21 protein-coding genes and 1 pseudogene are annotated in these 22,025 nt (G+C 65.4%); 7 read left to right on the plus strand and 15 right to left on the minus strand.

What is annotated here, in order from left to right; genetic code table 11:
* Positions 1-323, minus strand: a pseudogene (locus ACFP9U_RS14410) (mannitol dehydrogenase family protein); the annotation flags it as partial.
* Positions 320-1,537, minus strand: coding sequence for a mannonate dehydratase (gene uxuA, locus ACFP9U_RS14415; protein WP_378622431.1), 1,218 nt, complete (start codon positions 1,535-1,537; stop codon positions 320-322). The gene uxuA and the pseudogene ACFP9U_RS14410, both read right to left, overlap by 4 nt.
* A gap of 161 nt (positions 1,538-1,698) precedes the next feature.
* On the opposite strand from uxuA, the gene ACFP9U_RS14420 reads away from it, so the two are divergent.
* From ACFP9U_RS14420 to ACFP9U_RS14440, 5 genes are all read left to right on the plus strand, one after another.
* Positions 1,699-2,403, plus strand: coding sequence for a GntR family transcriptional regulator (locus ACFP9U_RS14420; protein ID WP_378622433.1), 705 nt, complete (start codon positions 1,699-1,701; stop codon positions 2,401-2,403).
* Positions 2,404-2,437: 34 nt separating this feature from the next.
* On the plus strand, positions 2,438-3,409 hold the full coding sequence (locus tag ACFP9U_RS14425; protein WP_378622434.1) for a TRAP transporter substrate-binding protein: 972 nt from the start codon (positions 2,438-2,440) through the stop codon (positions 3,407-3,409).
* 67 nt (positions 3,410-3,476) lie between these two features.
* Positions 3,477-3,983, plus strand: a complete 507-nt coding sequence (locus ACFP9U_RS14430; RefSeq protein ID WP_378622436.1) for a TRAP transporter small permease — start codon at positions 3,477-3,479, stop codon at positions 3,981-3,983.
* A complete protein-coding gene (locus ACFP9U_RS14435) occupies positions 3,980-5,257 on the plus strand; it encodes a TRAP transporter large permease (RefSeq protein WP_378622438.1) in 1,278 nt (425 codons plus the stop codon). The genes ACFP9U_RS14430 and ACFP9U_RS14435 overlap by 4 nt, the downstream gene beginning before the upstream one ends.
* 10 nt (positions 5,258-5,267) lie before the next feature.
* Positions 5,268-6,314 (plus strand): L-idonate 5-dehydrogenase, encoded by a 1,047-nt coding sequence (locus ACFP9U_RS14440; protein WP_378622440.1) that lies wholly within the window; start codon positions 5,268-5,270, stop codon positions 6,312-6,314.
* A 422-nt stretch (positions 6,315-6,736) separates the two neighbouring features.
* Here the strand turns inward: ACFP9U_RS14440 and iolB are convergent, their stop codons facing one another.
* The 13 genes from iolB to ACFP9U_RS14505 form a co-directional block, all read right to left on the minus strand.
* Positions 6,737-7,549 carry a 5-deoxy-glucuronate isomerase gene (iolB, locus tag ACFP9U_RS14445; protein ID WP_378622441.1) on the minus strand — a complete coding sequence of 271 codons (813 nt, stop codon included), beginning with the start codon at positions 7,547-7,549 and terminating at the stop codon, positions 6,737-6,739.
* Positions 7,550-7,564: 15 nt separating this feature from the next.
* Entirely contained in the window at positions 7,565-7,774 is a 210-nt protein-coding gene (locus ACFP9U_RS14450; RefSeq protein ID WP_378622443.1) for a DUF3329 domain-containing protein, read from the minus strand.
* A 20-nt stretch (positions 7,775-7,794) separates the two neighbouring features.
* A complete protein-coding gene (iolE, locus tag ACFP9U_RS14455; RefSeq protein WP_378622445.1) occupies positions 7,795-8,694 on the minus strand; it encodes a myo-inosose-2 dehydratase in 900 nt (299 codons plus the stop codon).
* A 4-nt stretch (positions 8,695-8,698) separates the two neighbouring features.
* Positions 8,699-10,522: a 3D-(3,5/4)-trihydroxycyclohexane-1,2-dione acylhydrolase (decyclizing) gene (gene iolD, locus ACFP9U_RS14460; RefSeq protein ID WP_378622446.1), complete on the minus strand. Its 1,824-nt coding sequence runs from the start codon at positions 10,520-10,522 to the stop codon at positions 8,699-8,701.
* Positions 10,519-12,438, minus strand: coding sequence for a bifunctional 5-dehydro-2-deoxygluconokinase/5-dehydro-2-deoxyphosphogluconate aldolase (locus ACFP9U_RS14465; protein WP_378622448.1), 1,920 nt, complete (start codon positions 12,436-12,438; stop codon positions 10,519-10,521). Before ACFP9U_RS14465 ends, iolD begins: the two co-directional genes overlap by 4 nt.
* Before the next feature lie 12 nt (positions 12,439-12,450).
* Positions 12,451-13,281, minus strand: a complete 831-nt coding sequence (locus tag ACFP9U_RS14470) for a MurR/RpiR family transcriptional regulator (RefSeq protein WP_378622450.1) — start codon at positions 13,279-13,281, stop codon at positions 12,451-12,453.
* Positions 13,282-13,367: 86 nt separating this feature from the next.
* The gene (gene iolG, locus ACFP9U_RS14475; RefSeq protein ID WP_378622452.1) at positions 13,368-14,369 is read right to left on the minus strand and encodes an inositol 2-dehydrogenase; all 1,002 of its coding nucleotides are present in this window, start codon (positions 14,367-14,369) and stop codon (positions 13,368-13,370) included.
* Positions 14,370-14,421: 52 nt separating this feature from the next.
* Positions 14,422-15,201: an SDR family oxidoreductase gene (locus ACFP9U_RS14480; protein WP_378622453.1), complete on the minus strand. Its 780-nt coding sequence runs from the start codon at positions 15,199-15,201 to the stop codon at positions 14,422-14,424.
* A 72-nt stretch (positions 15,202-15,273) separates the two neighbouring features.
* Positions 15,274-16,059: an ATP-binding cassette domain-containing protein gene (locus tag ACFP9U_RS14485; RefSeq protein WP_378622455.1), complete on the minus strand. Its 786-nt coding sequence runs from the start codon at positions 16,057-16,059 to the stop codon at positions 15,274-15,276.
* 27 nt (positions 16,060-16,086) lie between these two features.
* Positions 16,087-17,130 (minus strand): ABC transporter permease, encoded by a 1,044-nt coding sequence (locus ACFP9U_RS14490; protein WP_378622457.1) that lies wholly within the window; start codon positions 17,128-17,130, stop codon positions 16,087-16,089.
* A gap of 85 nt (positions 17,131-17,215) precedes the next feature.
* On the minus strand, positions 17,216-18,163 hold the full coding sequence (locus ACFP9U_RS14495) for a sugar ABC transporter substrate-binding protein (protein ID WP_378622458.1): 948 nt from the start codon (positions 18,161-18,163) through the stop codon (positions 17,216-17,218).
* Positions 18,164-18,371: 208 nt separating this feature from the next.
* A complete protein-coding gene (locus tag ACFP9U_RS14500; protein ID WP_378622460.1) occupies positions 18,372-19,205 on the minus strand; it encodes a TIM barrel protein in 834 nt (277 codons plus the stop codon).
* Positions 19,206-19,336: 131 nt separating this feature from the next.
* A complete protein-coding gene (locus ACFP9U_RS14505; protein ID WP_378622462.1) occupies positions 19,337-20,368 on the minus strand; it encodes a LacI family DNA-binding transcriptional regulator in 1,032 nt (343 codons plus the stop codon).
* 134 nt (positions 20,369-20,502) lie between these two features.
* Between ACFP9U_RS14505 and ACFP9U_RS14510 the strand changes: the two genes are divergently transcribed.
* Together ACFP9U_RS14510 and ACFP9U_RS14515 are read left to right on the plus strand one after the other, a co-directional pair.
* Entirely contained in the window at positions 20,503-21,585 is a 1,083-nt protein-coding gene (locus tag ACFP9U_RS14510; protein WP_378622463.1) for a fatty acid desaturase family protein, read from the plus strand.
* A 20-nt stretch (positions 21,586-21,605) separates the two neighbouring features.
* Positions 21,606-21,920 carry a MocE family 2Fe-2S type ferredoxin gene (locus ACFP9U_RS14515; protein WP_378622465.1) on the plus strand — a complete coding sequence of 105 codons (315 nt, stop codon included), beginning with the start codon at positions 21,606-21,608 and terminating at the stop codon, positions 21,918-21,920.
* The last annotated feature ends 105 nt before the right edge of the window (positions 21,921-22,025 follow it).

Genomic DNA, 22,025 nt, shown 5'->3' on the forward strand with positions numbered 1-22,025 from the left:
TCGCGCGCGGCGGCGATCACCCGGCGGATGCTGCCGATCATGCGCGCCGATGTGGCCGCGCCGCGCTCGATGAGCGTGAACAGGCCATCCTGCGGGTTGAGCGCATCGGCGATCTCCGTGCTGCGCAGGCTAATCCCGTCGATCCGCCAGTCGGCGGCGGCTTGGCCCAGCGCGGCATCGGTGTAGACGGCCTGATGGGCACGGTGGAAGGCGCCGACGCCGATATGGATGATCCCGACGCCGTGATCGGCCGGATCGTAGGCGGGCCGGCCGAGGGAAGCCGGCAGGCCGGCCAGCGTCTTTGCGTTCAGCCGCCCGGTCATTGCGCCAGCCCGTATTGCTGATGGGTGAGCGCCGTCATGATGCCGCGCAGCTCGGCCAGCCCCTTCAGGCGGCCGATCGCCGGATAGCCCGGCTGCGCCCGGCGCTTCAGGTCGTCCAGGATGTCCTGCCCGTGATCCGGGCGCATGGGGATGGAATGGTCAGCGCGGCCGGCCGCCTTGCGGCGCGCCTCTTCCTTCACCACTTCGGCAATGAGCGCCACCATGTCCGTACCTCCCTGCAGATGCTCGGCCTCGTAGAAGGAACCGACCAATGCCTCCGTGTCACGCCTGACGTTGCGCAGGTGCAGGAAATGCACGCGCGCGCCGAGCCGCCGCATCATGCCCGGCAGATCGTTGTCGGGCCGGGCACCGAGCGAGCCCGAGCACAGCGTGATCCCGTTGGCCGGCAAGTCGACCGCCTGCATGACGGCGGCATAATCGGCCTCCGTCGACATGATGCGCGGCAGGCCCAGGAGCGGGAAAGGCGGATCGTCTGGATGGCAGCACAGCCGGATGCCGGCCTCTTCGGCGACCGGCACCACCTCTTCGAGGAAAGCGATGAAATGGCGGCGCAACTGCTCGGGCGAAACGGCGCCGTACTCGTCAAGATGCGCTTTCAGCCCCTCGAGCGTCAGGTGCTCCGCCGCCCCGGGCAGGCCGAAGGCGACGTTGCGGGCGAGTGCGGCCTTTCGCGCCTCATCCATTTCGGCGAAGCGGCGGGCCGCCTCCTCGACCACCGGCTCGGGGAAATCCGCGCGCGCGCCGGAGCGCTCAAGTATATGAATGTCGAAGGCGGCGAAGTCGACATAGTCGAAGCGCATGCACGTGCCGCCATGGGGCAGGCGCCAGGCGAGATCCGTCCGGGTCCAGTCGAGGACCGGCATGAAATTGTAGCAGACGGTCTCGATCCCGGCGGCGGCGAGGTTCTTCAGACTCATCTTGTAGTTGGCGATGTGCTCGCGCCAGGCACCCTTCTGCTTCTTGATGTCCTCGGAGACGGGCAGGCTCTCCACCACCTCCCAGCTAAGGCCCGAAGGAGCACCGCCGCCCATGACGGCGATCTCGCGCTGGCGGCGGGTGATCTCGTCCGGCATCCAGACGGCGCCGCTCTGCACGTGATGGAGGGCGGAGACCACGCCCTCGACGCCCGCCTGCCGCATTTCATCCACCGAAACGAGATCCTTCGGCCCGAACCAGCGCCACGTCTGCCTCATGCTCCACCCTTTTCGTCGTTCACCGCGCCGGGACGTGCGACCATCGATCGTCGCACGGCGCCGGACGCCCATATGCCGCTACCATGGCTGGTATCAAGAAATCTATCTGTTGACTAGTATGGAAGTATGGCATTAGAAAAGGACCCTGGAGGATAGCAGCGATGAACATCGAGCCGCGCACGGACTGGACGCTGGAGCAAGGGGTGCCGATCGGCCCGCAGCTCTATCGCATCCTGCGCGAGCGGATCGTCAGCGCCGACCTTCCGCCGGGCAGCCGCATTTCCGAATCCGAGGTCGCAAGGACCTATTCGCTCAGCCGCCAGCCCGTGCGCGAAGCCTTCATCAAGCTTGCAGAAGACGGGCTTGTGGAGGTCCGCCCGCAGCGCGGGACGCTGGTGCGCAAGATTTCCCCCGACGCTGTGATGGACGCGCGTTTCGTGCGCGAGGCGATCGAGGCCGACATCGTCAAGCTGGTGGCCGAGAATGTCGACGAAGGGCTGGTGCGGACGCTTGAGGACCAGATCGCCCGCCAGCGGGCACTGCCCGACAGCGAGGCCGAAGCCTTCCTGGCGCTGGACGAGCGCTTCCATCGCACGCTCGCCGACGCCGCCGGCAAATCCTACGCCTGGAAGGTGATCGAGGACGTCAAGCTGCAGATGGACCGTGTGCGCTATCTGAGCGCCCTGCACTTTTCCAAGCGCGAACTGGTGATCCAGCACAGCAATATCGCCGACGCCATCATTCGCCGCGATCCGGAAGGCGCGGCCGAGGCAATGCGCACGCATCTGCGCAAGATCCTCACCGATCTGCCGACCATCGCGGCAACCCGCCCGGATTTCTTCGAGACGGCGGAGCACGGCAGATGAACCAAACCGAACCCACCAAAACGGAGGAAACACGATGAAACCGTTCGCAAAGACGCTTCTCGCGGGCCTCGCCGGCGCGCTTGTGCTGGCAGGCTCCGCCGTCGCCCAGGAACGAACGCTGCAACTCGGCCATCTCGCCAACGAGGAAAACAGCTGGCACAAGGCGTCCTTAAAGTTCGGCGAGGAGCTCGAAAAGCTCACCGACGGGCGCATCACCGTCGAGGTCTATCCCAACGAGTCGCTCGGCAAGGAGATGGACCTCATCAACGGCATGCAGCTCGGCACGGCCGACATGACGATCACCGGCGAGAGCCTGCAGAACTGGGCGCCCATGGCCGCGCTTCTCGCCGTTCCCTACGCCTATAAGAGCCTCGAGCACATGGACGAGGTGGCAAGCGGCGAGATCGGCGACCAGATCGAACAGCAGATCATCGAGCGGGCGCAGATCCGCCCCATCGCCTATTTCGCGCGCGGGCCGCGCAACCTGACGTCCAACCGCCCCATTACCTCGCCGGACGAGCTCGACGGCATGAAGCTGCGCGTGCCCAACGTGCCGCTGTTCGTGGATTTCTGGGACGCGCTCGGCGCGAGCCCCACGCCGATGGCCTTCTCGGAGGTGTTCACCTCGCTGCAGAACGGCACCATCGACGGTCAGGAAAACCCGCTCGCCCTCATCCATTCGGCGAACTTCAACGAGGTCCAGAGCCACGTGAACCTGACCGAGCACGTGCGCTCCTGGATTTACCTCACCATCTCCGAGATGACCTGGAACGAGCTTTCCGACGAGGACAAGGAGGCGGTGATGGAAGCCGCCCGGCGCGCGCAGGACTATGAGCGCGAGCTGTTCCTCCAGGATGAGGAGCGCCTCGCAAACACGCTTCAAGAAGCCGGCATGACCTTCGTCGAGGTCGACCAGGAGGCCTTTGCCGAACAAGGCCAAGATGCCGTTCTGAAGAACGTGAACGAGGAAATCCGGCCGGTCGTCGAAGACCTTTTCAACCAGTAAACTCAAAGGCGGCGGCGGGAAACCGCCGCCGCTTTCTCCGCCCGTCTCGCGAGGAGCCGAACCGGCCATGTGGAAACAGCTTTACGCGGCGATCATCGCGCTTTTCCGCTTCGCGGTGGGCCTTGCTTTTGCGGTGCTGATCTTTTCGGTCCTGGTGCAGGTGCTCGGCCGCTCGGTCTTCAATCGCTCGCCCGTCTGGACCGAAGAGCTCACGCGTTTCGCACTCCTTTATCTCACGGCCTTCGGTGTCGGACTTTCCTATCGGTCCGGCGACCTCGTCAATGTGGACATCGTCAGCGAGGCGCTGCCGGGCCGGCTCCCCTTCATTCTCCGGTTCGTGTCGGCGGCGGCGACCGTCGCGCTCTGCGCCGCGCTCATCGTGCCTTCCTGGCGCTTCGCCATGATCGGCAATTTCCAGACCTCACCGGCGCTCGGCTGGCAGATGAGCTACATCCATGGCGCCATGCTCGTCCTGATCGGCTGTCTTCTTCTGTTCGCCCTTCTGCGTGCCCTGGCGATGCTGACCGGGCGGAGCGAGGGGCGCCCCGTCTCCGATGCGGATACGCCGCAATGAGTCTCGCCATCCTGATCGGCGTCTTCGTCGGCGGCCTGGCCGCCGGCATTCCCGTAGCGGTGACGCTCGGGCTCGCCTCCATGTGCTATCTCCTTTCGGCCGGCATTCCGCTCGTCGTCATGCCGCAGAAGATGTATGCCGGCATCGACGTCTTCGTGCTGCTTTCCATCCCCGGCTTCATCCTCGCCGGAAACCTGATGAACCACGGCGGCATCACCGAGCGCATCATCCGTATGGCCAATGCACTGGTCGGCTGGATGCGCGGGGGCCTCGGCCTTTCCAATGTCGCGGGTTCGATGCTCTTCGGCGGCATTTCGGGCACGGCCGTGGCCGACGCCGCCTCCATCGGCGGGGTGATGATTCCCGGCATGAAGAAGGTCGGCTATCCGGGCGACTTCTCCGCCGCGGTCACGGCCGCCTCCTCCACCGTGGGTCCGATGATCCCGCCCAGCGTGCCCATGATCATCGTCGGCTCGCTGTCGGGCATCTCCGTCGGCCGCATGTTCATGGCCGGCGCGATTCCCGGCATCCTGCTTGGCCTCGCCATGATGGTGACGGTCTACATCATTGCTGTCAGGCGCGGCTTTCCGCACCAGCCCTGGCAGGGTTTCGCTGAACTCGGCCGCTCCTTCCTGAGCGCCTTCTGGGCACTTGCCATGACGGCGCTGATCGTCGGCGGGCTTCTCTCCGGCATGATGACGCCGACGGAGACCGCGGTCGTCGCGAGCGTCTATGCCTTTATCGTCGGCGTGTTCATCTATGGCGAACTGCCGCTGATGAAGGTGCCGAAGGTCGTCATCGACAGCGCCATTTCGTCCGCCGCCATCCTCGCCCTGGTGGGCTTCGCCAACGTGTTCGGCTGGATTCTCGTCTCCGAGCGCATCCCGCAGATGGTCGCGCAGGCAGTGCTGTCGGTCACCGACAACAAGTTCCTCGTCATCCTGCTGATCAATCTCTTCCTGCTGTTCATCGGCATGTTCATGGAGACCATCGCCGCGCTGATCGTTCTCTTCGTGCCGCTGCTGACGCTCGCGCAGAGCGTCGGGGTCGACCCGCTGCACTTCGCCACCTTCGCGGTGCTGAACCTGATGATCGGCCTGACCACGCCGCCGGTCGGCGTGTGCCTGTTCGTTTGCGCGGGTATCGCGCGGCTGCCGCTGGCGCCGGTGGTGCGGGCCATTGCACCTTTCCTTCTGACCAACATCATCGTTCTGCTGCTGGTCTCCTATTTCCCGGTCTTCTCGACCTGGCTCCCCTCCGTTATCTTCGATTGAGGCACTGACGATGGAAACACGGGTCTGCCGTCTCTACGCCCCGCACGACATCCGCATCGAAAGTCAGCCGGTGGAAGGACCGGGGGCTGGCGAAGTCCTGGTGCGCATCGGCGCCGGCGGCATCTGCGGCTCGGACCTGCACTATTATCACGATGGCGGCTTCGGTCCGATCCGGGTGCGCGAGCCGATCATTCTCGGCCATGAGGTTGCGGGCACGATTGCAGCCGTGGGCGATGCGGTCGAAGGTCTGTCACGGGGCGACCGTGTGGCGCTCAATCCGAGTAGGCCCTGCAACGAATGCACTTATTGCCGGCAGGGGCTGCGCCAGCATTGCCTGAACATGCGTTTTTACGGATCGGCGCTCCGCTTTCCCCACGAACAGGGCGGCTTTCGCGACCTGATCGTGGCGGAAGCCTTTCAATGCGTGAAAGTCGGCCCTGAGACGAGCCTCGCCGAAGCCGCGGTCGCGGAGCCGCTCGCCGTTTGCCTGCACGCTCTTGCCCGGGCGGGTGCGGTGAAAGGCAAGCGCGTGCTGGTCACCGGCGCGGGGCCGATCGGTGTCTTGACGGCGGCCGCTTGTGCCCATGCCGGGGCGGCCGAAATCGTCGTTACCGATCTGCAGGACGCCGTGCTGGAAGTCGCGCGTGCAATGGGCGCAACGAAGACGGTCAATGTGGCGCGCGAGGCGGACGCGCTCGATCCCTATTGCGCGGACAAGGGCGTCTTCGATCTTGCGTTCGAATGCTCCGCCGCCGGTCCGGCGCTTTCCAGCGCCATACGATCCGTACGCCCGCAGGGCACGATCTTGCAGCTCGGCGTGACCGGCGAGCTTCCGATTCCTGCAAACCTCCTGGTCGGCAAGGAGATCCACCTGATCGGCTCGCATCGTTTCGACCCGGAGTTCGCCGAGGCCGTGCGCCTCATCGACCGCCGCGAAATCGACGTGCGCCCGATCATCTCCGGTTCCTATCCGCTGGAGGAAGCCCAAGCCGCCTTCGCCCGCGCCGGCGACCGCAGCCAGGCGGTGAAGGTCCAGTTGACATTCGCGGAGGGGTGAGGCTGCTCCCAGTGTGAGGATCGCTGGCGGCGCTGCACCGTTTGGGCATGATCCTTCAAGCCCGAGGATGACGACAGGAGAGAACTCGCGCCCAGCAGCAAGCACATGGCGGGCGTCGACGCAGCCGGTCAGCCGGCAACATCGCCCACCTTCGTCATCCCAGGGCGGAGCCGAGCTGAGCGAGGTGGAGACCCTGGGATCCATGCCGTTCCCTCTCCGCGCTCACCCGGCGCTTCCGGCACCGGGCGCCCATGCCGGAAACGCCGAGCTCATCGTCACCGTTACGGCATGGATCCTCGGGTCGGGCCCGAGGATGACGAAGGAGGAGGAGGTTTCCGCCAATCTCCGGCGTTGGCGCTTTGTAACCGTCTATCTGTGTCGATCATAATGCAGATTCAACGACACGGCACATGTTCTGTCCCTCAACGCTCCCGATCCCGCTGGAAGATCCAGTCGTGGTCGGGATGATTCTTGAAGCGCCAGGCGCGGCGGGGGCCGGCCATGACGTTGAGGTAGTACATCTCGTAGCCGTAGGGCGCACCGCAGGGGTGGTGACCGCGCGGCACCAGCACGACGTCGTGGTTCTCGACGGCCATGGTCTCGTCGAGATCGCCGTCGTCGGTGAAGACCCGCTGGAAGCCGAAGCCCTGGGCCGGGTTCAGGCGGTGATAATAGGTCTCTTCGAGATAGGTCATGTCGGGGAAGTCGTCCTCGTCGTGCCGGTGCGGCGGATAGGAGGACCAGTTGCCCTGGGGCGTATAAACCTCCGTTACCAGCAGGCTGTCGGCGACGTCCCGGTCTTCCATGGCGATATTGTTGATGAAGCGCGTATTGGCACCCTTGCCGCGCTCGACGAGCGAAATGCCGGCCGGCCCGATCACCTGGGCGTCGTGCCCGCCCTTGCCCGGAGCCGCGCAGACGGCGAGCGTGCATTCCGTCGTCGCCGTCGCCCGCCAATGAGAGCCGTTGGGGATATAGACGGCATGCGGCGGCAGGCGCTCGAAGACATCCATGCGCTCGCCGAGCTCGCCGAAATCCTTGTCCCCGGCACCGATTTCCGCCTTGCCCTCGACCAGCACCAGGATCACCTCGGTGTCCTCTGTCTCCTCCTGGGCGGTCTCTCCCGGCTTTAAACGGTAGAGGCCGAAACCGACATAGCTCCAGCCGGCCGTGCGCGGGGTGACGTCGTGCACCTTGCCGGCACTGCCTGCGGGTTTCACCAGGAGGTCGGGCATTGGCTTCATCTCCTATCAGTTCTCGTTGTCTGTGCCGTCCTGGGGCTGGTAGTTCAGGAGAAAGCCCCAGACGCAATAGAGGCCGAGGCCGCCGAACAGGGTGCCCCAGAAGGGCGAGCCCGAGGCGAATTCGAAGGCGCCCCAGCCAAGGCACAGGGCGGTGACCGCCACGCGCCGCCAGAGCGGACGGAAGAAGGGATGGTCGAGATCGAAGAGCTTGTTCATCAGGCGAATATAGACAGCCCTCAGGACGCGTCCAGACCGGCTGCCCACGCGGCCTCGCGCAGCGCCTTCAGCCCCATCGACTGATAGCGGACCGGATCCGCTTTCAGCGGGTCCTGCTCGGCCTCGATGACGAGCCATCCGTCATAGCCGTGCTCGGCCAGCACCTTCAGCACCGGCGTGAACTCGAGCGCGCCTTCGGGATCACCAGGCACGGTGAAGACACCGCGCCGCACACCTTCCAGAAAGGAGAGCCCGTCCTCCTCCACCTGCCTGCGGATTTCGGGGCGCACGTTCTTGGCATGGAAATGGCCGACGCGATCTGCATAGGCGCGCGCCAGGTCCACCGGATCGGCCCCGCCGAACCAGGCGTGGCCCGCATCGAGCAGCAGCTTCGTCGCCGGCCCGGTGCCCGCCATCAGGCGGTCGATCTCCTTACGGGTCTGGACGATGGTACCCATATGATGGTGATAGACGAGGTGAATGCCCTGCCCCGCGGCGTATTCGGCCAGGGCCTCGACGCCGGCGCAGAAGGCCGGCCACCTCTCCTCCTCCAGCACCGGCTTGTCCTTCAGCGCCACGGCATCGTTTCCGTGTATGGCGTTCGAGGTCTCGCAGACGATGCAGACCTTGCAATCGTTCGCCTTCAGCATGTCGAGATGCGGCTGGATGGAGCGCTTCTCGGTCTCGATGTCGTTGACGAGCAGGTTGGTCGAATGCCAGCCGGAAACGAAGACGAGTCCATGCGCGGCCAGCACTTCTTTCAGTGTCGCACCGTCGGAGGGCATCTTGTGCCCCTTCTCGATGCCGGCAAAACCGATCTCGGCCGCCTCGCGCAGGCACTGCTCCAGCGGGATATGCCCGCCGATGGAATGATCGTCGTCGTTGGACCAGGCAATCGGATTTGTGCCGTAGCGGATCATATGTTCAGCTTCTCTCCTTGAGCGCGGCCTCGTAGCGGGCGCGCGCCGTGTTGACTTGCTCGCGCTCGGAGACTTCCGGCACGGCCACGTCCCACCAGTGGCCGCCGGCCTCGGTCGACGGATAGGGATCGGTATCGATGACGACAACGAACGGCCCGTCGGCCGCCCGGGCACGCGCCAGGGCATCCTCCAGTTCGGCGATCGAGCCCGCCTTCTCGGCATGCGCGCCCATCGACGCCGCATGCGCGACGAAGTCGATCTGCGACGGGTTCACGTGGTGCGCATGGTCGAGCAAATTGTTGAACTCGGCCCCGCCGGTCGACATCTGCAGCCGGTTGATGCAGCCGAAGCCGCGATTGTCGGTGACGACGACGGTGATCTTGATGCCCATCGTCACCGCCGTGGCGAGCTCCGAATTCATCATCATGTAGGAGCCGTCGCCGACCATCACGACCACGTCGCGGTCGGGCTCGGCCATCTTGATGCCCATCCCGCCGGCGATCTCATAGCCCATGCAGGAATAGCCGTATTCCATGTGGTAGGAGCCGGGACGGCCCGCCTTCCACAGCTTGTGCAGTTCGCCCGGCATGGTGCCGGCCGCGCACATGACAACGGTATCCTCGGTCGCCGCGCGCTGCACGGCGCCGATCACCTGCATGTCGGTCGGCAGCGCGTTGGTGTCCGTCGGCGCGGCCGTCACCGCGTCGGCAGCGGCGAACCAATCCGCCTTCAGCTTCGGCTGGGGCGGATCGAAGCGCTTGTCGCCGAGCGCGCGCCACAGCGCCTCCAGCCCGACGCAGGCATCCGCGCAAAGGGGTGTCGCGCCATGCTTGACCGCGTCGTAGGCGTTGACGTTCAGGCTGATGAGCCGGCGCCCCGGCCGCGAAAAGAGCGACCATGAGCCGGTGGTGAAATCCTGGAACCGGGTGCCGACACCGATGACCACGTCTGCCTCGGCGCAGCGCGTATTCGCGCTGGACGAGCCGGTCACGCCGACCGGACCGAGATTGAGCGGATGGTACCAAGGCAGCGCCGACTTGCCGGCCTGGGTCTCGACCACAGGGATCTGATGGGCCTCGATGAAGAATTGGAACGCCTCGTGGGCGTCGGAATAGTGCACGCCGCCGCCGGCGACGATCACCGGCGCCTTTGCGTTTGCGATGATCTTCGCCGCCTCCTCGACCTCGACCGGATCGGGCTGCACGCGGCGCTGCCGCCAGATCTTCGGTTCGAAAAAGTTTTCCGGCCAGTCATAGGCCTCCGCCTGCACGTCCTGGCAGAAGGCGAGCGTCACCGGGCCGCAATCGGCCGGGTCGGTCATCGTGCGGAAGGCGCGCGGCAACGCCGTCAGAAGCTGCTCCGCCCGGGTGATGCGGTCGAAGTAGCGCGAGACCGGGCGGAAGCAGTCGTTGACGCTCACCGTGCCGTCGGAAAAGTCCTCCACCTGTTGCAGCACCGGGTCCGGCCCGCGATTTGCGAACACGTCGCCCGGCAGGAAGAGCACCGGCAGGCGGTTCACATGGGCGAGTGCCGCCGCCGTCACCATGTTCGTGGCGCCGGGGCCGATGGAGGAGGTGACGGCCATGGCGCGGCGGCGGCGAAGCTGCTTGGCATAGGCGATCGCCGCATGGGCCATGGACTGCTCGTTGTGGCCGCGATAGGTGGGCAGCTTCTCGCGCTCGGCGTAAAGCGCCTCGCCGAGGGCGGCCACATTGCCGTGGCCGAAGATCGCCCAGACGCCCGCAAGGAACGGCACGCCGTCCTCGTTCATCTGCGCCGCGATAAAGCGGATGGCGGCCTGCGCGGCGGTCAATCGGATCGTCTTCATGCGGCCCTCCCTTGCTCGGCCCGCGCGCGGTCCCACACCGCGCACAGGGCTTCGTATTTGCGCGCCATGGAGGAGACGGCCTCATCGTCGCCGATTTCGCCGGCAAGCCAGCGCCGCGCGGCCTCGCCGAAGATGGTGCGGCCCACGGCGAAGCCCTTCACCAGATCGAAGCCGGCGGCGACCGTGAAGCTCTCCTCGAGTTCCTCCGCTGGCGCGTCGAGCCCCAGCACCACGATGCCACGGGTGTAGGGATCGTTACGCGTGATCGCGTTGCAGGCATTCTCCCATGCCTTGTGCGATGTCATCGGCTCGAGCTTCCACCAGTCGGGATAGACGCCGATCTCATAGAAGCGCTCGATCACGGCGGCGGAAGCCTGGGCGTCCGCGGCGCGCACTTTCGAAGGGATGATCTCGAGCAGCATCTCCAGCCGGTTGCGGCGGCTGGCAGCGAAGAGACGCTTGACCACATCTTCCTGCCGCTCCTTCACCTCCGCGTCATCGTCGGGGTGATAGAAGCACAAGACCTTCACCACGTGCTCCAGCGGCCATTCGACCAGCCCGCCGAAATCCGGCCCGATCTCCGGCTCCAGTTCGAGCGGGCGCGAGCCCGGCCATTCCACCGGGCGGCCGATCCACAGCCCGCTGCCGGCGGCGCGGTAGAGCGCCTCGCGCCCATGCCTGCCGTCGCACAGGATGCCGTAGCCGGAGTTGCCGCCGGCTACCCGCTGCGCGGCCTCCAGGCACAGCACCTTGAAATCGCCGATGCGCGCGCGCGGCGCCCCGATGTCGTCGGCCATCTCCTCGAGTTGCATGCGGTGGTCGAAGGCGAAGACGCGCATCTCCGACCGTTCGCCCTTGCGTGTAGTGGACCAGTGGACCTGCTCGAGCGCGGCATCCTTGCGCAGCGCTCGGTTCCGGATGCCGGTGCGGAAGAAGTACTGCAGCTCCTCCCACGAGGGATACGCCGGCGTGCAGCCATGGCGGGAAACGGCGAAGGCGCCGCAGGCGTTGGCGTATTTCAGCGTGGTCGGCCAGTCCTCGCCCGTAAGCCACCCTTTCAGGAGCCCTGCCATAAAGCCGTCGCCGGCACCCAGCACGTTGAAGACCTCGATGGGGAAGTGCTCGCCCGCCACGCCTTCATCCAGCGTATCGGGAATGTCGTCAGTGAAGGCGGCCGCCCCCATGGGGCCGCGCTTGCACACGAGCACGGCATCGGTCAGCCGGCGCACGGTGCGCAGCGCTTCAATCGTGTCGGTGGAGCCGCCGGCGATATGGAACTCCTCCTCCGTCCCGACGATCAGGTCAAATAGCGGCAGCGTCTTCTGCAGCTTGGCCGTCACGCGCCCGGACTCGATGAAGCGGCTTTCGCCGGCGCCGTGGCCGGCAAGTCCCCACAGATTGGGGCGATAGTCGATATCGAGCGCGGTCTTCGCCCCGCTCTCGCGCGCAAGCCGCAGGGCCTTCAGCACCGCCGCTTCCGTGCGCGGGTGGGAAAGGTGCGTGCCGGTCGCGCAGACGCAGCGCGCCTCGGCGATGAAGGCCGGGTCGATGTCGTCCTCGCAGAGCGCCATGTCGGCGCAATCCTCGCGGTAGAAGATCAGCGGAAACTGCTCCTGGTCGCGGATGCCGAGGAGCACGAGAGCCGTCAGCCGCTCCGGATCGGTCTTTACGCCGCGTACATCGACACCTTCACGCTCAAGCTCCTCGCGGATGAAGCGGCCCATATGCTCGTCGCCGACGCGCGTGACCAGCGCCGATTTGAGCCCCAGCCGCGCCGCGCCCGCGGCAATGTTGGTCGGCGAGCCGCCGATATACTTGTTGAAGGAGCCCATGTCCTCCAGCCGGCCGCCGACCTGGGCGCCGTAAAGGTCGACGGAGGAGCGGCCGATGGTGATGACGTCGAGGGGCTTTGCCATGTTACTCTTCCCTCATCCTTTTTCGCGGATCCGATCGGCTGTCGTCCCCACGGCGACCACCAGTGTGACGGCGAGCGACAGCGTGGCCGAAAGCGAGCGGAAATCGCCGAAATCGGCCTCCGACACGGTGAGCAGCAGTTGTGTCACCGGCCGCAGCGGGCTTGCCGGCGAGTCGGTGATCGCCACCACGTCGGCGCCGGCGCGACGACCGGCATCCGCCAGTTCCACCGTCTCGGACGAGTAGGGCGAAAAGGTCACCGCGATCACGGCGTCGCCGGCGCGAATGGCATGACGGCTGTCGAGCTTGCCGACGCTATCGTGAAGCATGGTCGGCACGTTCATCTTCTCGAATGCATAGGCTAGATAGGCGGCAACGGAGAATGCCCGGCGCAAGCCGACGATGTGCACCATGCGCGCCTTCGACAGCACCTCGATCGCCGATTCGAGAATGTCCGGGTCCACGGTCGTGGCGAGGTTTTCCAGCGATGTCCGGCCCGCATCTATGAACTCGGCCAGAAGCGCGGTCGGGCTGCCCGTCCCGCTTTCGCGCAGCTTTTCGAGCCGTGTCGCGTAGTCCGGCCAGTTCTGCGCGTAGGCGTCGCGGAAGAGGCGCTGCATCTGGGAGAAGCCGGAAAAGCCCAGCACCTGGCAGAAACGCATGCAGGCCGAAGGCTTTACGCCCGCCGCCTCGGCGATCTCGGCCACCGTAGAGACGGCAATACGCTCGGGATTGGCGGCCACATAGTCCGCGCACTGCCTGAGCCGCTTCGGAAGGTCATCGGCGACCTCGACGATGCGGTCGAGCAGTTCTTCGATGCTGGCCGGTGCAGGGCGTGCGTCCATGCGCTGTCCTTCAGTCCCGGAGATCATCTCTCCCTGCCGTCGCTCCACGGCCTCTCTAAACCTCCCCGGCCGAAGCCGGGCCGCGGTCACATCACCTCCGACATCTTCACGGCCCGGCCCTCGGCTAGCGAACGGTAGCTGGCCTCCGCCAGCGCCAGCGCCTTGAGCCCGTCCTCGCCGGTGGGAGCGGCCGGCCGACCGCCGGAGACGGCGGCGATGAAGGCCGCCATCTCGGCTGCATAGGCTTCGGTATAGCGTGTCATGAAGAAATCGTGCAGTGGCGGCCTCGTGTAGCCCTCGACGGTCGCGACCTCGATCGAAACCGGCCGCTGGTTCTCCGCCGAGACGGCACCCCTGGAGCCATGGACCTCGATGCGCTGGTCGTAGCCGTAGGTGGCCCGACGCGAGTTGGAGATGGCGCAGTGCTTGCCGCTCGCGGTGGTGAGCACCAGCGAAACGCTGTCATGGTCGCCGAGCGCCCCGATCTCGGGGTCGACTAGGACCGAGGCCGTGGCGAAGACGGTGTCGGGCTCCTCGCCGAGCAGGAAGCGCGCCATATCGAAGTCATGGATCGTCATGTCGCGCAGGATGCCGCCGGACGATTTGATGTAGCCGGCCGGCGGCGGGCCGGGATCGCGCGAGGTGATCTGCACCATCTCGACATCGCCGATCCTGCCTTCGTCGATCGCTGCACGCACGGCGCCGAAGTGCGGGTCGAAACGGCGGTTGAAGCCGACCATCAGCGTGGCGCCCGTTTCCTCCACCACCTTCAGGCAGGATCTCACGCGGGTGAGATCGAGGTCGATGGGCTTCTCGCAGAAGATCGCCTTGCCCGCCAGGGCGAACCGCTCGATGAGGTCGGCGTGTGTGTCGGTCGGCGTGCAGATAACGACGGCGTCGATATCGTCAGCCTTTTCGATCTCCTCGACCGTACGCACCGCACAGCCATAGGCGGAAGCGATGGCGTTCGCCGCATCGGCAAAGGCGTCGGCGACGGCCACGAGTTCCGCATCCGCGTTCGCGGAGATCGCCTTGGCATGGACCTTGCCGATGCGCCCGGCGCCGAGGAGGCCGAATTTCACTGTCATTTTCCGTTGTCTTTCACAATTGGAAGGTTGCTCTTTTCGGTTCGCAACGGGCCTACTCGGGATAGGCCCCCGCCACGTTCTGGTCGCAGTCGATCACCGCCCCGGTCATGACGCCCGAGTGCGGCGAGAGCAGATAGGTTGCAAGCGGCGCCACCTCGGCCGGCTTGACGAGCTGGCCGAAGGGTTGCTTGGCCTCGGCCTCGGCCAGCCAGTCATCCGAGGCGCCGTGAAACCGCTTCTGGGTGGCGTCCTCGCCGGGCGTGTCCATCCAGCCGCAGGCGATCGCGTTGCAGCGGATGCGATCGCCGCGGTGGGCCTGGGCCGTATTCCTGGTGATGTTGGCGAGCGCGGCCTTGGAGGCGGAATAGGGCGCCAGATAGGACTGTCCGCAATGGACGACCATCGACACGATATTGACGATGGAGGCCGGCAGCCGATGCTCCAATGCCTGTCTCACGAAGGCCTGCATGGTGAAGAAGGGCCCCCGTGCGTTGACATCCATGAGTTTCGCCCAGACCTCGGGCGTGGTGTCGAGCAGCGAACCCCGGTCGCAAGCGGCGGCGGCGTTCACCAGGGCGTTGGGCGGTCCGACAAGCCGGCCCGCCTCGGCGATCAGGGCACGGCAATCGTCGACAACGCCGAGGTCGGCGGCCACGAAATGTGCCTCGCAGCCGAGGGCCGCAAGCTCCGTCGCGGCGGCTCGGCCCTTCTCGCGATCGCGCCCGGAGAGCACCAGTTGCCTGCAGCCTTCTTCCACAAGCTGCCGGGCGATGGCGAGGCCGAGCCCTTGTGTGCCTCCCACGATGACGGCGCGTGTGTCCTTGTTCTGCATGACGGGTCCGAAATGGTTACACTTGCTGCGACGGTGCCCTTCCTGCGGCCTGCGCCGCCGGAAGGGCGGAGATCAGATGTAGCTCGCGTTCTCGTGCACGCCGGACTTCACCCCGGTGATCAGCGAGACCACCTCGTTGCCGTCGGTCTTGTCGGCCTCCAGCATGCCGGCGATACGGCCGCGGCGGAAGACCCAGATCTTGTCCACGAGATTGAAGACCTGGCGCAGGTTGTGGCTGATGAGGATGAGCGGAATGCCCTGCTCCTTCAGGCCGCGGATGATGTTCTCCACCTGCGTCGTCTCCTGTACGCCGAGGGCCGCCGTCGGCTCGTCCATGATGATCAGCCTGGAGGCGAAGCTCGCCGCGCGCGATATCGCCACACATTGGCGCTGCCCGCCCGACATGTTGGCGATGTTGTTGCGCAGGTTCGGGATCTTCACGCCGGTGCGTTCCAGCGCCTCCATCGAGCGCTTGACCATCTTCTTCTCGTTGAGGAAGCTGAAGGGGCCGAGATTGAAGTAAACCTCCTCGCGTCCGAGAAAGATGTTCGACGGCACGTCGAGGTCGTCGGCGAGCGCCAGGTTCTGGAACACCGCCTCGATGCCGACGTCGCGCGCATCGATGGGACTGTGGAACTCCACCTCCCTGCTCTCGAAGAAGATCTTGCCGGCCGTCGGTTGCTCCACGCCGGTGATCTGGCGCACGAAGGTGGATTTACCGGCGCCGTTGTCGCCGACGATGGCGACGTGCTCGCCCTCATGGAGCGTGAAGTCTGCGTCCTCCAGCGCATGCACGCCGCCATAATATTTGGACAGGCCTTCCGTCTGAAGGACGATCCGGGGGTCACTTTGGGTCATTTCCTTACCTCCCACGCCTCTCGCGGCTCACCGCGCGCTTGTCCGGAACCGCTGACGGTAGACGTCGGCCACCACGGCGGCGACGATGATCGCGCCCATGATCATCTCCTGATAGTAGGCGCTGAGCCGCAGGAAGGTGAAACCGGAGATGATGACGCCGAAGATTACGGCGCCGATGACCGTGCCGACGACCGTACCGCGGCCGCCCGAAAGCGACACGCCGCCGATCACCGCCATGGCGATGGCCTGCAGCTCGTACATCATGCCCATGCCCGCCTGCGCGGTCAGCCCGCGTGCAGCGATGACGATGCCCGCCAGCGATGCCAGAATGCCGGCGATCGAATAGACCAGGATCAGGTGCCGCTCGACATTGATGCCGGAGACCCGTGCCGCGTCTTCGTTGGAGCCGATCGCATAGGTATGCTTGCCGTAGACGGTGTATTTCAGGGCGATATGGAACAGCAGGGCAACCAGGAGAAAGATCACCACCGGCATCATGCCCTGGCCGATGGCCGCGTAACTATCGGTCGGGAAGGAAACCGGCTGGCCACGCGTGTACCACTTCGCCGCACCGCGCGCGGTGACCATCATCCCCAGCGTGGCGATGAAGGGCGGAATCCGCGTGTAGGCGATAAGCGCGCCATTGATGAAGCCGGCGGCCAATCCGCAGGCGAGCCCCGCCAGCACCGGGATGACGACCGGCAGGTCCGTGAGACTCGGATAGACCGCGCGCGGATAGCTGCTGACCTGGGCCAGACTCATGGACACCATCGCCGTCAGCCCAACTATGGAGCCCGACGACAGGTCGATGCCGCCGGTGATGATCACCTGCGTGACGCCGACGGCAATGATGCCGACGACTGCCACCTGAAGGATCATGATGCTCAGGCGCTGCGTGTTCAAAAGAAAGCTCTGGCCCTGGAACACCCAGCCCAGAATCTCGAAGATGAGCGCTATGCCCGCCAGGCCGATGAGCGCATTGAGCTCGTGGGACCGCGGTTTCCTGCCGCTCTCCGTGACCGCCGGGGCGGCAACCGGTTCCGCCTGGCTCGTGACAGTTCTTTCCGCCATGCCGACCTCCCTTTGAGGCACCCGGTGCCGGACCGGGTGCCGGACCGCCGGCGGGCAGGCAGCCTGCCCGCCGGAACGGCCGTCATCAGTTCATGCTCGTGAACTTGTCCATGTTCTCGGGCGTGACGAGCTGGAAGGGAATGTAGACCTTCTGGTCCTCGATCCCTTCGCCGTTGGCAAGCTTCAGCGCCGTGTCGACGGCGCCCTTGCCCTGGCCGGCGGCATCCTGGAACACGGTCACGTCGAGATCGCCGGCTTTCATGGCCGCCAGGGCATCCTGCGTGGCGTCCACGCCGCCGACGATCATCTCGTCCATCGAAATGCCCGCCGCCTTCATGGACTGGATGGCGCCGATGGCCATCTCGTCATTGTTGGAGACCACCGCATCGAACTGGAGTCCGGCCGAAAGCCAGTTGGTCATCAGATCGGCGGCCTCGGTGCGCTGCCAGTTGGCGGTCTGCTCCTCCACGATTTCCATGAAGGAGCACTCGTCTGTGGCGATCACGTCGTGCACGTCCTGGGTGCGCATGCGCGCGGCCTGGTTCGACAATTCGCCCATCATGACGACGATCTTGGCGCCCTCATCCTTGCCCTGCTCCTTCAGGAGCCGGCAAACCTCCTGCGTTTCCAGCGTGCCGGACTCGCGCTCATCGGAGGCCACGAAGGCCTGGTTCTCGGGAAGCTCGTCGACATTCACCGGCTCGCGATTGACATAGACGAGCGGCACGCCCGCGTTTGCGGCGGCCTTACTCATCGCCACGGTGGCATCGGTATCGACCGGGTTGACGATGACCGCGTCCACGCCGGAAGCGATGAAGTTCTGGATCTGGTTGAGCTGCTTGCCGACATCGTTCTGTGCGTCCTCGATCTGCAGTTCGACATCGTCCAGTTCGGCGGCGTAGTCCTGCATGCCGTTGCGCAGGACGGTCAGGAAATTGTCGTCGAACAGCGCCATCGAGACGCCGATCGTCTCGGCCATGGCCGAGGTGGTCATCAGCGCCGAAACGGCCGCGCCCAGCAAAAGCTTCTTCATTTGGTTGCTCCTCCACACGGGTTGGGTGTCCGGCGGCACCCGGTTTGACCGGAATTCCGAGGCGGGAAGCAGGCGCCGGAGGGAAGACCTCCGCAGGCTCCACCCTGCCGCTTCTCCTCTCTCGAGAATGGAACATTCTCGCCATATTGGCGACGATATAAAATATTTATTCCATTTTTGTCCGCACCGTCAAGGAAATTCCACAGCCTTAGGCGGCGTATCGGCGCACACCCTCCGCCACGAAGCGCATACTTTGCGCCAGCGCGGCCTGGCGGTCGGGCATCCGGTGCACAGATTCGGAAAACGGCTCGAAGGAGACGCAGCCCGTACAGCCGGCGTCCATCAGCGTGCGAAGTTGACCGATGTTGCCGAGCCGGTCGCCGTCATCGACGAGGACCCGGTGCCCGTCGCGCATGCGGACGGTTTCGAGGGCGCCTTCGGTCACGCCGGAGATGTGGACCAGGCCCGTATGCGCGGCAAAGAACTGCGTTTCGCCGGCCAGATGGTGGTGAAACGTATCGTGGACCAGACGGAACGTACTGCCGGCCTGAAGGGCCTCGATGGCCTCCACCGCCTCGGCCTTGCAGCGCAGCGACGACGTCTCGAACCCGAGCGGCTCGACCAGGCCGACGATCCCTGCCTCCGCGAGCATCGGCCGCAAGGCCTTCAGCGCGATGCGCAGATTGGCCTGCCGCTCGCCGTTGGCGCGGCCCGTGCCGTCATTGGTCGGCACCAGCACCAGGGCTTCCGCCCCGCAGGCGCGGGCGTAGGCAATAAGCGCCCGCGCCTCTTCTTCGCGCGCGCCGTCCCAGGCGTTGAAACGCTGCAGCGCATTGATGGAGAGGATGCGCATTCCATGTTCATCGGCCGCACGCGCCACCGAGGCCGGCGGCGTGCCGTCGGCGATCGCATTGCCGGGGATGTCGTTGCGGATTTCGATACCGGCCGCGCCGAGATCCCTTGCAAGTTCGCAAAGAGCGGAAATGGAAAGATCAGGCGCACACATGTGGTTGAGTGCGAAAACCGGATCGTGCGCGACCATGCTCAAGGCTCCTCCCAATGTCAGGCTTCCCATCCACGAGCATGAGCAGAGGAGCCGCGCCGGTCAACGCATTCTTGAAAGAAGAACTATCATCAGTGATAGATTTAACGTCCTTGCTCCCCTCTCAAACCTCATAAACTTTCAGGAATATGCAGATGGGGCGAAAGGAAGATCTGGCCCGGCGTTTCCGACGGGCCGTTGCGCACCACGCTCGCCATATGTTCCAGAAGCAGGCGGCAGAGCCGGGGCAGCGGCGTGGCGATGGCGGCGACGATCAGATGCTCCTGCAGGGCGGCGGCGGAATCGGGCGTCAGCTCGTTGACGACGACCGCCGGCAGCGGATGGGGCGGTTCGTCGCGCAACGCGCCGATGGCGCCTTCCATCCCACCCCCGGCCACGTAGAAGCCGGCGATGTCCGGGTGTCGGTCGAGAAGACTGAGCGTCGCCTCGTAGGTGACCTGGCGGGTCTCCATGTTCACCAGCGTCTCCAGAATCTCGAACTGCGGCGCATATTCCCGGAAATAGCTGCGAAAGCCGGTTTCGCGCAGCTCATGCCCGTGCCAGCGGTGGCTGCCGACGAAGATCGCCACCTTGCCCGTGCGCGGCGCGGTGCGGCAAATGAGCCACGCGGCCATGCGTCCGACCTTCAGATTGTTGAGCCCGACATAGCTTTCCCGCACCCCTTGGGCGAAATCGGACAGGAGCGAGAAGACCGGCTTTCCCTCCGCCTTCAGCTTGTCCACGGCCTGGGTGACGGCATGGTGGTCGAGACTGGTGGCGGCAATGGCCTGGGCGTTGCGGCCGAGCACCTCCAGCCGCTCGGCCACCGCCGCCGGCGTCTGGTTTGCCACATATTCGATATGCGCATTGACGCGCACGTCGGCCATTGCGTCGGCCGCCTCCCGCAAGGCTTCGCCGAAGGCCTGGTAGAAGGGCTGCTTCTCCTTCTGCAGCAGGAAGGCGAAATCCATCTTCGGCCGGCCGGCGGTGATGCGCTGGCGGATGAGTGCGGTGGCGTGATAGCCGATCTCCTCGGCCGCCTCGTAGACCCGCCGCGCCGTTTCCTCGCGCACCCGGTGGCGGCCGTTCAGCACGCGGTCCACCGTGGCGACGCTCACGCCCGCCTTCTGCGCCAGATCCGCAATGGTGGGCCGCCTACCCATCAATTCCTCCCGCAATCATAGCCATCATCCAATTCCATCATATCCTGATGGAAAATGATAGAAAAGATTGCATTGATCTTGAGCTGCGTGCCGGCCCTGCATAGCATCGACGCCATTGGAGGAGGTAAGACGGCATGGGTAAACGCGACTACAGCCTCGTCGGCCCCGACGCCCGGCGCGCGGTGGAAACCGGCCTCGCCTCGGCGGAATGGTATCATACGGACATTCCCCGCAAGGAGATGAAGGCGCTGATGAAGCGCAGCGACGGGCCGGCCATCCGCGACACGATCGTCTGGCTCGGCTCGATGGCCGTGTTTGCAGGGGCGGCGGTCTGGCTCTGGCCGTCGGTGTGGTCGATCCCCTTCTTCCTGACCTACGGCGTGCTCTACGGCTCGGCCGGCGACTCGCGCTGGCACGAATGCGGCCATGGCACCGCCTTCAAGACGCGCTGGATGAACGACGCGGTCTACCAGATCGCCTCCTTCTTCATGATGCGCAACCCGGTGACCTGGCGCTGGAGCCACGCGCGCCACCACACCGATACGATCATCGTCGGTCGTGATCCGGAAATCGCCGTCATGCGCCCGCCCGATCTTGCGCGCCTGGTGCTCAACTTCTTCGGCATCATCGACGTCTGGCATGCGACGATCGACATGGTCCGCAACGCCGCCGGCATCGTCAGCGCGGAGGAAAAGACGTTCATTCCCGAGCAGGAGCAGTCGAAGGTGGTGCGGATTGCCCGGATCTGGGTGGCGATCTACGCCGCCACCGCCGCGGCGGCGATCTCGACGGGCTCGATCCTGCCCTTCCTTCTGATCGGTGGCCCGCGGCTCTACGGCGCCTGGCACCACGTGATGACCGGCCTCTTGCAGCATGGCGGTCTGGCCGACAACGTCACCGACCACCGGCTCAACAGCCGCACGGTCTACATGAATCCGATCAGCCGCTTCATCTACTGGAACATGAACTACCATGTGGAGCATCACATGTTCCCCATGGTGCCCTACCACGCGCTGCCGAAGCTGCATGAGATGATCAAGCACGACCTGCCGGCACCGAACAGGTCGATCCTCGACGGCTACCGCGAGATGCTGCCCACCTTCCTGCGACAGCTTCGTTACGAGGATTATTTCATCAAGCGCGAACTGCCGCCGTCGGCAAAGCCCTACCGGGCCGAGTTTCACGACCTGGCGCTGCCGGCCGCCGCTGCCGAATAGCAACGAAGGGAGGACAAGCCATGGCCGAATGGGTGGAAGCCTGTGCCGCCGACGATGTCGATGAAGAGGACCTGATCCGCTTCGATCACGACGGCCGCACCTTTGCCATCTATCGCAGCCCCGAGGACGAATTCTTCGCCACGGACGGCCTGTGCACGCACGAGCATGTGCACCTCGAAGACGGGCTGGTGATGGACCACATCATCGAATGTCCGAAGCACAATGGCCGCTTCGATTACCGCACGGGCGAGGCCAAGGGCGCGCCGGCTTGCATCAACCTCAAGACCTATCCCGTGAAAGTGGAGAATGGCCGCGTCTTCATCGACGTGGCCTGACGGCGATGGGCGATATCGTCATCATCGGCGCGGGCGCGTGCGGCGTGCGCGCCGCCTTCGCACTGCGCGAGGCGGGCCATGCGGGCGGCGTCTTCCTCGTCGGCG

This window comes from Nitratireductor sp. GCM10026969, from assembly GCF_042660605.1.
Taxonomy (GTDB): domain Bacteria; phylum Pseudomonadota; class Alphaproteobacteria; order Rhizobiales; family Rhizobiaceae; genus Chelativorans.

Excerpts from the sequence above, each read along its gene's own strand:
- ACFP9U_RS14470 (WP_378622450.1), bottom strand. The coding sequence starts at position 13,281 with ATGGACGCACGCCCTGCACCGGCCAGCATCGAAGAACTGCTCGACCGC.
- ACFP9U_RS14510 (WP_378622463.1), top strand. The coding sequence starts at position 20,503 with ATGGGTAAACGCGACTACAGCCTCGTCGGCCCCGACGCCCGGCGCGCG.
- iolG (WP_378622452.1), bottom strand. The coding sequence starts at position 14,369 with ATGACAGTGAAATTCGGCCTCCTCGGCGCCGGGCGCATCGGCAAGGTC.
- ACFP9U_RS14495 (WP_378622458.1), bottom strand. The coding sequence starts at position 18,163 with ATGAAGAAGCTTTTGCTGGGCGCGGCCGTTTCGGCGCTGATGACCACC.
- ACFP9U_RS14465 (WP_378622448.1), bottom strand. The coding sequence starts at position 12,438 with ATGGCAAAGCCCCTCGACGTCATCACCATCGGCCGCTCCTCCGTCGAC.
- ACFP9U_RS14505 (WP_378622462.1), bottom strand. The coding sequence starts at position 20,368 with ATGGGTAGGCGGCCCACCATTGCGGATCTGGCGCAGAAGGCGGGCGTG.
- iolB (WP_378622441.1), bottom strand. The coding sequence starts at position 7,549 with ATGCCCGACCTCCTGGTGAAACCCGCAGGCAGTGCCGGCAAGGTGCAC.
- ACFP9U_RS14425 (WP_378622434.1), top strand. The coding sequence starts at position 2,438 with ATGAAACCGTTCGCAAAGACGCTTCTCGCGGGCCTCGCCGGCGCGCTT.
- ACFP9U_RS14480 (WP_378622453.1), bottom strand. The coding sequence starts at position 15,201 with ATGCAGAACAAGGACACACGCGCCGTCATCGTGGGAGGCACACAAGGG.
- ACFP9U_RS14515 (WP_378622465.1), top strand. The coding sequence starts at position 21,606 with ATGGCCGAATGGGTGGAAGCCTGTGCCGCCGACGATGTCGATGAAGAG.
- iolE (WP_378622445.1), bottom strand. The coding sequence starts at position 8,694 with ATGATCCGCTACGGCACAAATCCGATTGCCTGGTCCAACGACGACGAT.
- uxuA (WP_378622431.1), bottom strand. The coding sequence starts at position 1,537 with ATGAGGCAGACGTGGCGCTGGTTCGGGCCGAAGGATCTCGTTTCGGTG.
- ACFP9U_RS14420 (WP_378622433.1), top strand. The coding sequence starts at position 1,699 with ATGAACATCGAGCCGCGCACGGACTGGACGCTGGAGCAAGGGGTGCCG.
- ACFP9U_RS14435 (WP_378622438.1), top strand. The coding sequence starts at position 3,980 with ATGAGTCTCGCCATCCTGATCGGCGTCTTCGTCGGCGGCCTGGCCGCC.
- ACFP9U_RS14430 (WP_378622436.1), top strand. The coding sequence starts at position 3,477 with ATGTGGAAACAGCTTTACGCGGCGATCATCGCGCTTTTCCGCTTCGCG.
- ACFP9U_RS14440 (WP_378622440.1), top strand. The coding sequence starts at position 5,268 with ATGGAAACACGGGTCTGCCGTCTCTACGCCCCGCACGACATCCGCATC.
- ACFP9U_RS14500 (WP_378622460.1), bottom strand. The coding sequence starts at position 19,205 with ATGGTCGCGCACGATCCGGTTTTCGCACTCAACCACATGTGTGCGCCT.
- ACFP9U_RS14490 (WP_378622457.1), bottom strand. The coding sequence starts at position 17,130 with ATGGCGGAAAGAACTGTCACGAGCCAGGCGGAACCGGTTGCCGCCCCG.
- ACFP9U_RS14450 (WP_378622443.1), bottom strand. The coding sequence starts at position 7,774 with ATGAACAAGCTCTTCGATCTCGACCATCCCTTCTTCCGTCCGCTCTGG.
- iolD (WP_378622446.1), bottom strand. The coding sequence starts at position 10,522 with ATGAAGACGATCCGATTGACCGCCGCGCAGGCCGCCATCCGCTTTATC.
- ACFP9U_RS14485 (WP_378622455.1), bottom strand. The coding sequence starts at position 16,059 with ATGACCCAAAGTGACCCCCGGATCGTCCTTCAGACGGAAGGCCTGTCC.